Origin of the sequence: Microbacterium sp. 69-10 (assembly GCF_001897945.1) — a bacterium.
Classification (GTDB): domain Bacteria; phylum Actinomycetota; class Actinomycetes; order Actinomycetales; family Microbacteriaceae; genus Microbacterium.
Genome location: NZ_MKRT01000025.1, coordinates 70,452 through 84,737 on the forward strand (window position 1 = coordinate 70,452; position 14,286 = coordinate 84,737).

Genomic DNA, 14,286 nt, shown 5'->3' on the forward strand with positions numbered 1-14,286 from the left:
GATCCTCGCGCTGCGCGACCGCGTCGCGCCGCCGACCATCAACATGACCGAGCCCGACCCGGCCGTCCCGTTCAAGCTCTCGACCTCGCCGCAGCCGCTCGGCGAGGGCGATCTGCTCGCGATCAGCAACTCGTTCGGCTTCGGCGGACACAACGCCGTCGTCGCGTTCCGCAGCGCCTGAGCCGGTTCCGACACCAGGACGCCCCCGGGGAATCCCCGGGGGCGTCCTGCTGCTCCCGCCGTCAGTCCGCCGGCCGAGCGAGCGCAAGGGCGCGGGATGCCCGGATGCGGGTGAACACCGCGAGGAACCAGCCGACGAGCGGCCCCACTCCGAACGCGAACAGCACGGTTCCCACTCCGACCGGACCGCCCAGCAGGAAGCCGATGAGCAGGACGCCTCCCTCGAGCACCGTGCGGACCATCCACACCGGACGCCCCGTTCGCGCCACCAGTCCGGTCATCAGTCCGTCGCGCGGCCCGGGACCGAAGTCGGCGGAGATGTACAGGCCGGTGGCGAATGCGAGCAGCACCAGCCCGCCGACGAACATGGGCGCGCCGATCCAGACCGAGGGCGCGGGAGGCACCAGCCCGAGCGTGAGGTCGGCGCTGGGCCCGATCAGCACGGCGTTCAGCACCGTGCCGATCCCCAGCCGCTGACGCAGCGGTATCCACAGCAGGAGCACGACGGCGGCCACCAGGCAGGTCACAACCCCGAAGGCGAGGCCCGTGCGCTCGGCGATGCCCACGGCCAGCACGTCCCAGGGCGCCACGCCGATGCCCGCCCGCACCATCAGCGCCATGGCCGCGCCGTACAGGATGAGCCCGGAGAGCAGCTGCGCGAGTCGCTCGACGAGCTCGCGTCGACTCGAGGCTGCGATGGGCATGAGGATCGACCGTGCGTTCATGAGTCCATGCTGATGCTGCATCCGACGCCGCCACCGAGACCACTCCTCACAAAGTGGTCTGCTGATCTCGGTCCACTTTGCGGCATGCTGGGGACATGACGTCACGACTGGTCGATCAGCTCGGCGCCCAGAGCGTGGCTGGGGCGAGTGCCGCGGGCCTGGCGGATCAGATCCGCGCCCTGATCCTGGACGGGCGGATCACCATCGGCGAGCGATTGCCCAGCGAACGCGCACTGGCGACGGAGCTGCGCCGCTCGCGCTCGACCGTGACCCGAGCCTACGATCTGCTCGCGGCCGCCGGATACGCGGCGCGTGTGCACGGAGGCGGCACCCGGGTGGCGCTGCCGAACGGCTCCGTCGCGCCGAGCCCGTCCGACGACGAGACCGCGATCGACCTCTCCATCGCGTCGATGGACTCGACCCCCGGGCTCTACGACGCCACCGTGCGCTCACTGCCGCGCCTCGCCGCGCTGCGCGGCACGAGCGGCTATTCGCTGCAGGGACTGCCGGAGCTGCGGGATGCCGTCGCGCAGCGCTTCACCCAGCGCGGCGTTCCGACATCCGCCGAGGAGATCATGATCACCTCGGGCGCGCTGAACGCCATGAACCTGATCCTGGCGGCGATCGGTCGACGAGGAGAACGGACCCTGGTCGAGCAGCCCACCTTCCCGCATGCGCTGGAGTCGCTGCGCCGCCACGGCTACCGGCTGCTGCCGACTCCGGTCGACGTCGACGGTTGGGATGCCGCTCACCTCATGGACCTGGTGCTGCGCAGCCGTCCCCACATGGCGTACCTCATCCCCGACTTCCACAACCCCACCGGGGCCACGCTGCCCGATGCCGCGCGCTCTCGGGTCGCCGCCACGGCACGCAGCGCCGGTACGCACCTCCTCGTCGACGAGACGACGACAGAACTCGACATCGACCGTGGATGGAGCCCGGTGCCGATGGCGGCATTCGGCCCCCACGTGCTCACGATCGGATCGATGTCGAAGATCGCCTGGGGCGGCATGCGCCTGGGCTGGATCAGGGCGGAGCCCGGGATCATCGCGCGGCTGCTCGCCGTGCGCCCCTCGTTCGAGCTGGGCACCGCGCTGCTGGAGCAGTGCATCGCCATCGAGCTGCTCGACGACATGCCCGCACTCCTCGGACATGTGCGAGAGCGGCTGCACGCGGGCCGCGAGGCCGTGGCCGCCGGCGTCGCCCGCATGGACGGTCTCGCGATGCCCACCACCCCCGGGGGCCTGTCGACCTGGCTGGACCTCGGAGCGCCCATCTCGACGCGGCTGGCGCTCAGCGCGCGGGAGCACGGGCTGATCCTGCCGCCCGGTCCGCGTTTCGCTCTGGGAGGGGTCCTGGAGCGACGCCTCCGGATCCCGATCACGCTCCCACCCGAGCGCACCGCCGTGGCCATGGACCGGCTGGCCGCAGCATGGACCGCCGTACGCGACCGCACCGTCGACGATGCCCTCCCCCTGCAGCCCACAGCGGTGATCTGAGGCCGAGAGCGCCGGGGCATGACGAAGCCCCCTGCTTCCCCGCAGGGGGCTTCAGTCGTTATGCGGAGGATTCGCTTTCTCGGCATCCGGGAGGTGATCACCGGATCCCGTTACTCGGGCCTCCTCCGCACGTCCATAGGGCCTGTGGCTACCCGACCCACCAGCGGAGCGGCTACCCGACCCACCAGCGGAGCGGCTACCCGACCTTGTGGAGCCACACGACGCGCGCATCATCGCCGGCGTGACGGAACGGCTCGAGCTCCTCGTCCCACGCGGCGCCGAGGGCGACGTCGAGCTCCCGCTGCAGCTCGACCATGCTCCCCGCCGCGATCTCCATCGCGTAGCGGATGCGGTCCTCGCCGATCACCACGTTGCCCGCGGAGTCGGTCTGCGCGTAGTGGATGCCGAGGTCGGGCGTGTGCATCCAGCGACCGCCGTCGTTCCCGGCCGTCGGGTCCTCGGAGACCTCGAAGCGCAGGTGCTCCCATCCGCGGATGGCCGTCGCGATTGCGGAGCCGGTGCCGACCGGCCCGTCCCAGTAGAACTCGGCGCGTCGGGTGCCCGACTGCACCGGCTGATCGCTCCAGTCGAAGCTGACGGCGCGACCGATAGCGCGTCCGACCGCCCATTCGAGGTGCGGGCAGAGCGCGCGTGGGGCGGAGTGGACGTACACCACTCCGCGTGCGTATCCCGTCGCCATGATCTCTCCGTTTCATCAGGTGCGTCTTCCCCTACGACCTGACCGAAGAAGCTCGGCGAGCTATGCGGTTATGAGGCGATTATCGCCCAGATCCCGGGGAATGACAAGCATGTGATTCCCCCGGATGCGACAGCGGCCCCGATCCACGAGGGACCGGGGCCGCTGCGATGCGGATGCGGAGACTCAGGCCTCGCTCATCGCGAGCTTGGCCTGCTGGCCCTTGGCCGCGTAGTAGGCGGCACGGGCGGCGTCCTTGCGGGCCTGCTCGGCGTAGCCGTGCTCGAGCACGTCCTGCGGAACCTCGAACTGGGTGTGCTGGTCGGTGCCGTGGTACTTCTCGATGTAGGCGTCCAGCTCCGGACCCGAGGTCCACGAGGTGATCAGGTTGTAGCGCGGCTCGGTGCCGTTGTGCGTGGTCGCGTGCCACAGGCGCTGCGTGTCGATGATCAGCTGCGCGCCGGCGGGCAGCGCGATGCGCACCTCGCCCTGGGGGTCGGTGCGGTTCTCGCGCAGGACGAAGAAGCTGTCCTTGTCGTCGGTCAGGTTGAAGAAGCCGCGCACGACCCAGCCGGTGCCGTCCGGGTTGAGGCGGTTGTTGTCGTCCTGGTGAAGGTTGTAGAGGCAGTCGCCGTAGGGCGTGGGCTGCAGCTCGATGACGCGGCAGCGGCCGACGTTCGCACCCGGCTCCTTGGCGCGGCGGGTCAGGTTGGGGGCCTTCTCGACCTGCGAGTCGATCCAGACGCCGTCCTTGTCGGTGCGCGGCGGCTTGTGGTTCCAGAAGCCGTTGCACTCGATCTCGCCCTTGGCGCTCGCGAGCGGCGCGAACCGGGTGTCACCCGAGGACTTCCAGTCGTTGTACTCCAGGTCGAGCCACTCCTTGGGGTCGAGCTCCTGGGCGTAGCTGTCGAGGATGACGAATCCCTTTTCCTCGAGGGCTTCGGACTTGATGTATCCCATGATCCGAGTCATGTCCTTTCGTAGCGGGCCAGCACGTTTCAACAGGCCCTACTTAGGGAAGCCTACATCCGCCTCCTGGACACGCCCCAGAGGCCGACCGGAGAAAATCGGGCCGGACTAGACTCGTCCCGGCAGCGTTCATCTGCCCGCTGATCGGAGGATTCACGCAGTGATGGCAACGGCGACCAATGTCGACGCGACCGCGACGGGCACCATCGAATGGCTCGCAGCCCCCACGACCAACATCGTCGTCCCGGTGTATCAGCGCCAGTACCGCTGGGACATCGGCGCCTGCGAGAAACTGCTCTCCGATGTGCGCACGGTCGCAGGCGAAGGGACCGACCACCGGCACTTCATAGGGTCGATCCTGTCGGCCGAGGACGCCGCCGGTGGGGACCTGGTGCTGATCGACGGGCAGCAGCGCGTGACCACGATCATGCTGCTGATCGCGGCTCTGCACCACACCATCCGCGAGACGGACCCGGTCATGGCATCCGAGCTGGAGCGGATCCTGGTCCGCGCCGATGACGCCTCGCGCACCAAGCTGCGCCCGCACCACGCCTGGGCCGATCTCTACGAGTCGGTGGTCCTGGACCGTCGCGACGACGCCGACAGGGAGTCGCGCTTCGACGACAACTACGCGTTCTTCCGCAGCCAGGTGCACGCGGACGAGGCCGCGCGGATCTGGCAGGGCCTGCAGCGGCTGGAGCACGTCTCGATCACGCTCGGCTCCTCGGCCAACGCGCAGCAGATCTTCGAGAGCCTGAACTCCACCGGCCAGCCGCTGCGGGATCACGAGCTGATCCACAACTACATCCTGATGGGCCTCTCGCACGCCGAGCAGCTCGACGTCGAGGAGCGGTTCTGGCTGCCCATCGAGCGGCACACCGGAGAGACCATCGGCGCGTTCTGGCGGCACTACCTGATGATGACGATGGGCCGCGAGATCGACGCCGCCGGCGAGCACGGCGTGTACGCCGCGTTCCGCGGGTCGTTCCCCCGCCTCGACGTCGAGCACCTGCGCGCGGATGCCGGTCTCTGGCGCGAGTACGCCGAGATCTACGGCATCCTGCTGGACCCGTCCGGGGAGCCGGACGACGGCATCCGGCTGCAGCTGGAGCACGTGAACACGTTCGGGCGCACCTCGTATCCGCTGGTGATGAGCGCCTACGGCGACCACCGCCGCGGGCTGATCAGCCGGGAGGAGCTGATCGAGGTGCTCGAGTGGGTGCAGGCGCTCTTCCTGCGCCGCGCCATCGTCGGGCTCCCCACCGATCGCCTGATCGCCCGCCTGTGCCGCGCACGGACGGAGGGCCGTGAGTCCCTGATGCGTGCGATCGCCCGCATCACCCCGTCCGACGAGCGCGTCAGCGCCGTGCTCAAGTACGGCGAGCTCCCCCACCCGGCATACGTGCTCGGCCGCATCGAGGGCGTGGAGGACGTCACGGACTTCGACGTCGAGGCGATCGTGCCGCCGGTGCCCGCCACCACGTGGAGCGGCGACGGCATCCGCCCGTGGACCGAGTACAGCGAGGACGAGCAGAACAGCCACCGCGCCCTGTCCCCGACCCTCGGCAACCTCACGCTGCTCGAGGAGTCGCTCACGATGCGCGTGTTCGGCGCATCCTTCCCCGACAAGCGCGATCAGGCCTATGCCCGCAGCGCCGTCCCCGCCACGCGCGAGCTGGCCGACGTCACGGCCTGGGGCACCGCCGCGATCTCGGAGCGGACCGTGCGGCTCTCGGCGGAGCTGGTGCGCATCTGGGCGCGCCCCGACGTCGGCGAGATCGACGACGACGGCCTGACTCCCGTGCTGGACGCCGTGCGCCGGCGCGGCTGGCCCGCCGGCTGGGATCGCGAGTTCGACTACTGCGAGTACCGCGGCGAGCACTGGGAGGTCAAGGACGTCAAGGCGCTGTTCAACCGCGTCTTCCGGCGTGCCTGGACCGATGACCGGCCCGCCGCCCTCGCCTACAGTGCGCGCCACGGCGGACCGCTGTACGAGTCGATGGCCTGGAAGGGCCACTGGGACACCCTCGCCGAGGGCTGCCATCTCTACATGGGATGGGATTCGAACTACATGATGACCGCCCTGCAGGGGGTGCTGGAGGAATCCGGCATCGCCGCAGAGGTGTTCGTGAAGTACTCCTACATCGGGAACGTGATGTGATGACGACGAAGACGACGATCCGCCGCATGCAGGGCCTGACGATCGAGGAGCACACCCTCACCGTCCCGCTGGTGTGGGGCGACCCGACCGACACCCGCACCATCGACGTGTTCGCCGCGGTCGTCTCCCGCGAGGGCGGCGAGGACCTCCCGTACCTGCTCTTCCTGCAGGGAGGGCCCGGGCACGAGGCGCCGCGCGCGTTCCAGAACTCGTCTTCGCCCGCCTGGCTGGACGCGGCTCTGAAGGAGCACCGCGTGGTCCTGCTCGACCAGCGCGGCACCGGCCGCTCGACGCCGGTCGGAGACCGCGATCTGGAACGCGGGTCGGATGCCGTCGCCGAGCACCTCACGCATCTGCGGGCCGACTCGATCGTGCGCGACGCGGAGGCCGTGCGGGAGCACCTGGGCGCTGAGACCTGGAACGTGCTCGGACAGTCCTTCGGCGGGTTCACCACGCTCGCGTATCTGTCGACGGATGCCGCGTCGCTGGACCGCGTGTACTTCACCGGCGGACTCAGCACGATCGACCGCACCCCGGACGAGGTGTACGCGCTCTGCTACGACAAGATGCGAGACGCCTCGGAGCGCTACTACCGGCGCTTCCCCGAGCACCGCGACCGCATGCGCCGGCTGGTCGACCTCGCAGCATCCGGCGGCATCGTGCTGCCCGGCGGCGAGGTGGTCTCCCCCTCGCGCCTGCGCTCGTTCGGCTCGGCGCTGGGCACCAACGACGGCTGGCAGACGGTCTGGTCGCTGCTGGAGCTGGACCCGGCGTCGAACGCCTTCCGGTACGACCTCGCCGCGGCCATGCCGTTCGACGGCCGCAATCCGCTGTACTTCGCCTTCCACGAGTCCAGCTACGCCTCGGGGCATGTCACCCGCTGGTCCGCCGAGCGGGTGGAGCCGGCCGACTTCGTCGAGGACACGTCGCTGTTCACGGGTGAGCATGTGCGCCGGGAGTGGATCGAGACCGTTCCCGCGTTCCAGCCGTGGCGCGACGTGACGCTGGCGCTCGCCGAGCACGAGTGGCCGAGGATCTACGACCGCGCCGCGCTCGAGGCATCCGATGCGCGCGGAGCCGCCGCCGTCTACGTCAACGACGTGTACGTGCCGATGGAGTTCTCACTCGAGACCGCCCGGCTGCTGCCCGGCGTGACCCCTTGGGTCACCAGCGAGCACGAGCACAACGGACTCCGCGGCGGGCCCGTCCTGGAGCACCTCGTCGATCTCGCGCACGGACGCCGCGTGCGCTGACTCGCGGCGCGGGTCTCAGGGCTCGCGCTCGTCCTCGGCGTCCTCCGGGACGTCGATCGCCTGCTCGGCGACATCCGCGGGGTCGGCCTCGACGCCGTCCGGGAGCGCCGGTGACGCGGTCCGCTCCGGATCGTCCGGCTCGTCCCAGTGATCCCTGTCCTGCTCCAGCCGGTCGCCTTCGGCGGCCTGGCCGGAGAGCTCGTGGTCCGTCCTGCCGTTCATGCGCGCTCCTTCCCTCGTCCTGTCCTCCAGGATCCCTCCTGGTGGTCTGCCACGGTAGGGGGATGCGGATGCCTGGCGTCAACCCCGGTGCGGGACGCATGCCATCCGCCTAGCGTGTCGAGGCGACGGAGGGAGGACGGATGGCGACCACTCGCACGGACACGGGGACGGCGCGGGCCGGGGGTCGCGTCCACGTGGGCACCTCCGGCTGGCGGTACGCCTCGTGGCGCGGCGACTTCTATCCGCGCGGACTCGCGCAGCACCGGGAGCTGACGCTGGCCGAGGTTCGAGGCTGCGACGGCAGACTTCGCCTATCTGAGGCTGCACGGGTCGGCCGAACTGTACGCGAGCGGGTACACCGAGCCCGAGCTGTGGGCGTGGGCCGGCACCTGCCGGCGCCTTTCCGCCGCTCCCGAGGGCCGCGACGTGTTCGTCTACTTCGACAACGACGCACGTGGCCACGCGCCGCACGATGCGGAGACGCTCGCCCGCCTCGTCGGCGACACCTGACGGAGTGGCCGGACACGTCCTGTCAAGGCGCTTGTCACGTCCGTCCCCTCCGCGCGACACTCGCCCTCATGACAGACACGCCTCAGGGACCTGCAGACGATCAGCAGCCCAGCACGGACCAGCTGGAGGAGCCGAGCACGGAGAAGGAGCCCGACGAAGAGCCGAAGGCTCCCCCGCGGAACGATCCGGAACCTGACCACCAGGCCGTCGGCATCGGCGTGATCGGAGGCCCGCAGACCGACACGGACGGCGGCCGGAGCCCCGATCAGGACGACGCAGCAGCCGGCGGAGGCCAGGGGGAGGACGCGCCGGACCAGGAGCAGCAGCGCTGAGGCGCGGTCAGTCCACCTCGGGCACCGGGGCCAGGGGCTTCAGTCGCAGACGCCTGACGCAGAGGCCCCGTGGATGACCGCCCATTCGGCCTGCAGCTCATCGTCGTACCGGGGGCGGGGCCCAGGCACGTCCGGAGCGCAGCCGGACGTGCTGATGCCGCCGATCACGTCGCCCGGGCGACCGGCGATGGTCAGGCCGTAGTCCGCACCGCCCGGCGCGGCGGCTTCGAGGATCGCGCGGATCGTCGGCCAGCCGGGTGACCGGGTGATGGGCTGGCCCGGAGAGCCGGCCGGAACCAGATCGGACGGGACCCGGAGGCGGAGCATCGGTGGTCGCCCGGGATCCACGTCCATGGTGAAGGCGAGCTCGCGGGCCGGATCGTCGTTCGACAGGGCCTGGTAGACCGCCTCGAACCGCACCAGCGCCTCGTGCAGCGTGGCCGGTACAGGTGCCTCGACGGAGCTGGCGCTGTTCGTCGCAGAGGAGCCGCTGCCGATCTCCAGCACGAGACCGTCGGTCCTCGTGCGCATCCCGAACTCGTCGACGAGCGTCGCCTGCGCCGACGGGGAGAGACCGTCCTCGGCGATGGCGATCCGGTGGGTGTCGGCGACGGATGCGACGATCGGCACTCCCCGGGCCGCGCGTCCCAGCCACTCCTGCACGAACGCGGCGCTCGGGGCGGCCGCGCCGGGAGCGACGGAAAACGATGCCCCGCTGCGTCCGGAGACCGTCAGCTGCAAGGGCGTCGCACGCGAGCCCTGGATCGCGTACTCCTCCGCGCCGCCCGGCTCTGACGACAGCCAGGCGGCGACGATCGCCCGGGCCTGCTCGGCCGTGGCCCCGCTCTCGAGCTCCACCGCCGTCCTCCGCCTGATCCCGGCATCGAACCCGCCGTCATCGACGACGCACGACGCCGTGCTCACGCCGGGGAGCGGCTCCAATGACTCGCACGTGGCCGACGTCGCGCGCTCGGCCGCGGAGACGTCGACGGGTGACGAGCAGCCCGTGAGAGCCATCGCCGCCAGGAGCGCTCCGACGAACCGGAACCGTCTCATCGTGCGGATCTCGATCGGCGGTCGCATGGCACTCCCCTCCCAGCCCATGTCGCCATCGTAGGGGACCGCGAAGCGGTCGCCCGCTGCGATGGATCGTCCTCTCGGCGCCGCGTGCGCACGCCGTTGAGAGAGGACGATGTCGGTAGGGCGGGCGGGACTTGAACCCGCGATCGTTGGGTTATGAGCCCACTGCCTTCACCAGCTTGGCCACCGCCCCGTATGGCACCAGCCTACCGGTGCCGCACCACGCGCACCGCCCTCGGCCATGTCAGCGCCTGGAGCGTCGGAACCGTCGGGCCTCGCGCTCGTCCCGCAGGTCGTTCTCGGCGTTGCGCTCCATCCGTGTGGTGTCACGCAGCTCGACCTGCAGCTCGCGCTCCGCGGGGCGTCCGGCACGCAGCTCGCGGAGCCGCTCGAGCTCAGCGTCGACCAGCGCCCCCAGCAGGAGCGCCATATTGCCGATCCACAGCCACACCAGGAAGATGATGATCCCGGCGAACGACCCGTACATCCAGTCGTAGTGCGCCAGAGTGGCGACGTAGTACTCGAACCCGAACGACGCCAGTGCGAACACCAGCACCGCGACCGCGGCGCCGATGCTGACCAGGCGGAAGTGCGCATGGGCGATGTTCGGTGCGAAGTAGTACAGCACGGCGATCACCAGGACGATCACCAGGACCAGCACGGGCCAGCGGGCCACCGCCCAGATGCTCAGCGCCATCTCCCCGGCACCGAGCGCCCGCCCCAGGGCCTCGGCGAGCGGGCGGCTGAGGCCCGCGATCACGGCGGCCAGCGCCACCAGCGCGAACACCGCGAGCGTGACCAGCAGGTGGATCGGCTTCGCCTTCCACAGCACCCTCCCCTCCGGCACGCCGTAGATCCGGTTGATGGCCCGACCGAGCGCCGTCACGTAGCGCGCCACCGACCAGAGCGCGAGGAGCAGCGACAGCACGAGCACCCAACCGGACCCGCCGAGCGACGCCACCTTCTCCAGCGCACGGCCGATGCCGACGAGCGCGGAAGGGGCCAGCACGTCCTTCGCGACGTCGAGCACGGCTCGCACGCCGTCCCCTCTGTTCCCGACCATGCCGATCAGCGAGAACGCGGCCACCAGGGCCGGGATGAGGGCGAGCACCGCGTAGAAGGTCAGACCGGCGGCGGCATCGGGTGCGGACGTCCGGAAGAATCCCCGGGCGACCCGCCGCACGACGAACGCGGCCTGTCCGCCGCGCGGACTCACCGCCGGCCTCTCCCCTTCTCCGCTCTCGGACCGCCGCACGGCGCGTCTCATGCCGCTCGCGACGGGTGGCGGGAATCAGCCGCCGCATGCGTGTCGATGTGACCGAGGTAGATCTCGGCGTTGTCGATGAGGCCCTGGCGCTCCTCATCGGTCAGTGCGCGGCGCACCTTCGCAGGGACGCCGGCGACCAGCGAGCCGTCCGGCACCTCGGTTCCGCCGAGCACCACCGCACCGCCTGCGACCAGGCATCCGCGGCCGATCACCGCACCGCTGAGCACGACCGCGCCCATCCCGATGAGCGACCCGTCGCCGATCGTGCAGCCGTGCACGACGGCGTTGTGGCCGATCGAGACCCGTTCGCCGATCTGCACGCCATGTCCGCTGTCGACATGCACGGACACGTTGTCCTGCACGTTGCTGTCCGCGCCGACCACGATCGGGGCGGAATCCCCGCGCAGCACGGCGTTGTACCAGACGCTCGCGCGTGACCCCAGGGTGACGGCCCCGACGATGCGGGCCCCGTCCGCCACGAAGGAGTCCTCCGCAAGCTGCGGGGCACGGTCGGAGAGGGCGAGGACGGATGCCGTGGCTGCGATGCTCATGTAGGTGAGACTACCCTCAGAACCGCGGAATCACGCGGCAGAACGAGCGGGTAAGCGTTGCCTTCGCTTGGTTGCGGAATGTTCTCCGATGAGTAGCGTTGACGACATCAAGCCCGTTTCACAACGCATCCGGAGGACCTCATGAGCAAGGCACAGACCGTTCCCACCACCGCCGTCGACCCGACTGTGGCAGCCGCCGCCGCTCAGTTCCTCTCCCCCGTGGTCCTCGGCCTCGAGGCCCTGACCGTCAACGGCAAGCAGGCGCACTGGCACGTCCGCGGCGCGAACTTCGTGGGCGTCCACGAGCTGCTCGACACCATCGTGGCCCACGCCGGCGACTTCGCCGACACCGCCGCGGAGCGCATCGTCGCCCTCGGCCTGCCGATCGACTCGCGCATCGGCACGGTCGCCGAGAAGGCCGGCGCCACCGCAGTCCCCGCAGGCTTCGCGCAGTCCGACGAGCTCGTCCGCGCGATCATCTCGGACATCGACGCGATCATCGCCGACGTGAAGGCGGCCGTCGACGGCCTCGATGCCGTCGACCTCACCAGCCAGGACGTCGCTATCGAGATCCAGCGCGGCCTCGAGAAGGACCGCTGGTTCCTCGTGTCGCACATCGCGGCCTGACCGAGCGCAGCAGAAGGGGTGCCGGAGCGCGAGCTCCGGCACCCCTTCTGCGTTCAGACGCGGTGCGTGATCCTGCCGCCGAGGACCGTGGCGGCGACCGGCATCGCCGCCAGCTGCTGACGATCGGCGGTGCGCGGATCCACCCCGCACAGAGCGAGGTCGGCCACCGCTCCCAGCGAGATCATCGCGTCTCCGTGGCGCCCGCTCGCGCGCAGCGCCGCGTCGACGGACACGCGCTCCTCGGGATGCCAGGGCGCGCGCTCATCGTCGGTGCGGAACACCGCGGCGGCGATCGTCGCCCACGGATCGAGGACGGCGACGGGGGCATCGGACCCGAAGCGCAGCGGCACACCCGCGTTCATCAGCGAGGCGAGCGGATAGCCGATCGCCTGCTGCTCGCGCCACAGGTCGTCGGCGAGGTCGCGATCGTCCACGGCATGCGCCGGCTGCACACTCGCCGCGACGCCCAGCCGCGCGAAGCGCGCGAGATCCGCGTGCCGAACCAGCTGCGCATGCTCGATGGTCCCGCGTGCCTGCGTGTATGTGAAGGCGTCCAGAGCGGATGCCACCGCACGGTCGCCGATGGCGTGCACCGCCACCTCGATCCCGGACGCCGTGGCGCGCATGAGCAGTTCGCGCAGCTCGTCCGGCTCGACGGTCAGTACGCCGAAGTTGCCGGGGTCGTCCGCGTACGGCTGGGAGCACGCCGCTGTGCGCGTGCCCAGCGAGCCGTCGGTGATGAGCTTGAGCGGGCCGACGTGCACCAGCCCGCCGGTGCCGGTCAGCTCCTCGCCGCTGCGCAGTCCCTCGTCGACGGCCCGCTGCAGGCCGTCCTGGTAGAAGGCGAACTCGACCCGGTGGGTGTCGAACCCGGCATCCGCTCTGCGCCGCCACGCCTCGGCGTTCCAGGCCATGTCGAGGTCGACCATGCCGGTGATGCCCCGCGCCGCCGCGCGTTCGGCGGCCGCCCGCACGGCGGCGTCCGCGGTCGCGGCATCCGCGGCGTTCAGCCGCCGCGAGATCTCGAAGGCGTCCTCCTCGCGGAGCACACCGTCGTCGTCGGCGCCGTCGAAGCCCTCGCGTCGCAGCGCCGCGGAGTTCAGCCACACGCTGTGCACATCGGCGTTGATGAGATACGCCGGCAGCTCGCCGGTCACGCTGTCGAGAAGGGCACGCGCGGGCCGATCGGGCCACAGTCCGTCGCGGAACCCCGCGCCGACGATCCGCCCATCCGGCAGGGGCGCGACGCCCGACAGCATCCGAGCCGCCTCGGCCGCGCTCGTCGCGCCGCCGAGCGGCACGCGCTGGGCGTCGAGCGCCCATTGCACGGTGTGCACGTGGTGGTCCCACAGCCCGGGCACGACCCAGCTGCCGTCGCCGTCCAGCGAGTCAACTGCGGCACGCAGGTTGCCGGCGGGCGCGATGTCGGCGATCACCCCGCCTGCGACCAGGATGTCGACGGGATCGTCGCCCTCCGGCGAACTGAACGGCAGCAGCTCGCGCCCCGGGCCGGCGAGGCGCACCGACCGGATCAGCAGATCGGCGCTCATCCGCGGTGCGCCAGACGTGCCTCGTGCGCACGGCGCATCTCTGCCGCCAGGGCCGGATGCGCGTACTCACCGCTGCCGTCGAGCTCAGCGATCACGCTCTCCACGATGCTGTCCGGCTTGTTCTGGCTCAGCTTGCGCTTCGCCGAGACCCGCGTGGGAGTCATCCGGAATCCGACCGTGCCCATCTCCAGGGCGTTCACGAACTCCTCGGTGTGGGGCGCCTGCCACATCATGCGCGGCTGCGGCAGCCTCCGCTCGAAATGCGTGACGAGATCGTCGAGGATCCTCAGGTTCTCCTGCGTGTCGACGAGCTCCGGGATGCCGGTCAGGTGCACCGCCGTGTAGTTCCAGGTCGGCACCGCGCGCACGTCCCCGTACCAGCTCGGCGAGATGTACCCGTGGGGACCCTGGAAGATCAGCAACAGCTCCCGCTCCCCCAGGTGCAGCACCTGGTCATCGGGCTTGCCGACGTGGCCGACCACCGTGAGATCGTCGCGCTCGGGGTCCAGCAGCACCGGGTAGTGCGATGCGACGAGTCCGTCGTCGCCGGTCGCGACCAGCGTCGCCCAGGGGCTCTGCGAGATGACCCTCCGCAGCTCGGCGATGTCGGTCATGGCGAAGCTCGGGTTCTGGCGCATGGTTCCAGATTAGGACCGATGCGGC

At 70.6% G+C, this 14,286-nt stretch carries 14 protein-coding genes, 1 tRNA gene and 2 pseudogenes; 7 read left to right on the top strand and 10 right to left on the bottom strand.

The window, feature by feature from the left end; translation table 11 throughout:
- A pseudogene (locus tag BGN97_RS13350) lies at nucleotides 1–181 on the top strand (beta-ketoacyl-ACP synthase); the annotation flags it as partial.
- A gap of 61 nt (nucleotides 182–242) precedes the next feature.
- Here the strand turns inward: BGN97_RS13350 and BGN97_RS13355 are convergent.
- Nucleotides 243–905 carry a hypothetical protein gene (locus BGN97_RS13355; RefSeq protein ID WP_292702442.1) on the bottom strand — a complete coding sequence of 221 codons (663 nt, stop codon included), beginning with the start codon at nucleotides 903–905 and terminating at the stop codon, nucleotides 243–245.
- 95 nt (nucleotides 906–1,000) lie between these two features.
- Here BGN97_RS13355 and BGN97_RS13360 point away from each other — a divergent pair, with 95 nt between their 5' ends.
- Entirely contained in the window at nucleotides 1,001–2,404 is a 1,404-nt protein-coding gene (locus BGN97_RS13360; protein ID WP_292702445.1) for a PLP-dependent aminotransferase family protein, read from the top strand.
- Between the two features lie 196 nt (nucleotides 2,405–2,600).
- On the opposite strand, the gene BGN97_RS13365 is transcribed toward BGN97_RS13360, so the two are convergent.
- Together BGN97_RS13365 and BGN97_RS13370 are read right to left on the bottom strand one after the other, a co-directional pair.
- Nucleotides 2,601–3,104, bottom strand: coding sequence for a DUF3145 domain-containing protein (locus BGN97_RS13365; protein ID WP_285630577.1), 504 nt, complete (start codon nucleotides 3,102–3,104; stop codon nucleotides 2,601–2,603).
- 183 nt (nucleotides 3,105–3,287) lie between these two features.
- Nucleotides 3,288–4,061 carry a hypothetical protein gene (locus BGN97_RS13370; protein WP_344289100.1) on the bottom strand — a complete coding sequence of 258 codons (774 nt, stop codon included), beginning with the start codon at nucleotides 4,059–4,061 and terminating at the stop codon, nucleotides 3,288–3,290.
- 172 nt (nucleotides 4,062–4,233) lie between these two features.
- On the opposite strand from BGN97_RS13370, the gene BGN97_RS13375 reads away from it, so the two are divergent.
- Together BGN97_RS13375 and BGN97_RS13380 are read left to right on the top strand one after the other, a co-directional pair.
- Entirely contained in the window at nucleotides 4,234–6,231 is a 1,998-nt protein-coding gene (locus tag BGN97_RS13375) for a DUF262 domain-containing protein (RefSeq protein WP_292702450.1), read from the top strand.
- Entirely contained in the window at nucleotides 6,231–7,484 is a 1,254-nt protein-coding gene (locus BGN97_RS13380; RefSeq protein ID WP_292702453.1) for an alpha/beta fold hydrolase, read from the top strand. The genes BGN97_RS13375 and BGN97_RS13380 overlap by 1 nt, the downstream gene beginning before the upstream one ends.
- A gap of 15 nt (nucleotides 7,485–7,499) precedes the next feature.
- Here the strand turns inward: BGN97_RS13380 and BGN97_RS13385 are convergent, their stop codons facing one another.
- Nucleotides 7,500–7,706 (bottom strand): hypothetical protein, encoded by a 207-nt coding sequence (locus BGN97_RS13385; protein ID WP_292702456.1) that lies wholly within the window; start codon nucleotides 7,704–7,706, stop codon nucleotides 7,500–7,502.
- 288 nt (nucleotides 7,707–7,994) lie between these two features.
- Here BGN97_RS13385 and BGN97_RS13390 point away from each other — a divergent pair.
- Nucleotides 7,995–8,216: pseudogene (locus BGN97_RS13390) on the top strand (DUF72 domain-containing protein); the annotation flags it as partial.
- A 68-nt stretch (nucleotides 8,217–8,284) separates the two neighbouring features.
- A complete protein-coding gene (locus tag BGN97_RS13395) occupies nucleotides 8,285–8,548 on the top strand; it encodes a hypothetical protein (RefSeq protein WP_292702459.1) in 264 nt (87 codons plus the stop codon).
- A 39-nt stretch (nucleotides 8,549–8,587) separates the two neighbouring features.
- Here BGN97_RS13395 and BGN97_RS13400 read toward each other — a convergent pair whose 3' ends face one another.
- The 4 genes from BGN97_RS13400 to BGN97_RS13415 all read right to left on the bottom strand — a co-directional run bounded on the left by BGN97_RS13400 (nucleotide 8,588) and on the right by BGN97_RS13415 (nucleotide 11,446).
- Nucleotides 8,588–9,631, bottom strand: coding sequence for a hypothetical protein (locus tag BGN97_RS13400; protein WP_292702462.1), 1,044 nt, complete (start codon nucleotides 9,629–9,631; stop codon nucleotides 8,588–8,590).
- Between the two features lie 116 nt (nucleotides 9,632–9,747).
- Nucleotides 9,748–9,821 (bottom strand) — tRNA-Ile (locus BGN97_RS13405).
- Between the two features lie 51 nt (nucleotides 9,822–9,872).
- On the bottom strand, nucleotides 9,873–10,844 hold the full coding sequence (locus BGN97_RS13410) for a YihY/virulence factor BrkB family protein (protein WP_292702465.1): 972 nt from the start codon (nucleotides 10,842–10,844) through the stop codon (nucleotides 9,873–9,875).
- A gap of 47 nt (nucleotides 10,845–10,891) precedes the next feature.
- Nucleotides 10,892–11,446: a gamma carbonic anhydrase family protein gene (locus BGN97_RS13415; protein ID WP_292702468.1), complete on the bottom strand. Its 555-nt coding sequence runs from the start codon at nucleotides 11,444–11,446 to the stop codon at nucleotides 10,892–10,894.
- Between the two features lie 141 nt (nucleotides 11,447–11,587).
- Between BGN97_RS13415 and BGN97_RS13420 the strand changes: the two genes are divergently transcribed.
- Nucleotides 11,588–12,073, top strand: a complete 486-nt coding sequence (locus BGN97_RS13420; RefSeq protein WP_285630550.1) for a DNA starvation/stationary phase protection protein — start codon at nucleotides 11,588–11,590, stop codon at nucleotides 12,071–12,073.
- 53 nt (nucleotides 12,074–12,126) lie between these two features.
- Here BGN97_RS13420 and BGN97_RS13425 read toward each other — a convergent pair whose 3' ends face one another.
- Together BGN97_RS13425 and BGN97_RS13430 are read right to left on the bottom strand one after the other, a co-directional pair.
- Nucleotides 12,127–13,623, bottom strand: coding sequence for an amidohydrolase family protein (locus BGN97_RS13425; RefSeq protein WP_292702470.1), 1,497 nt, complete (start codon nucleotides 13,621–13,623; stop codon nucleotides 12,127–12,129).
- On the bottom strand, nucleotides 13,620–14,261 hold the full coding sequence (locus BGN97_RS13430) for an FMN-binding negative transcriptional regulator (protein WP_292702472.1): 642 nt from the start codon (nucleotides 14,259–14,261) through the stop codon (nucleotides 13,620–13,622). Before BGN97_RS13430 ends, BGN97_RS13425 begins: the two co-directional genes overlap by 4 nt.
- Between the last annotated feature and the right edge of the window lie 25 nt (nucleotides 14,262–14,286).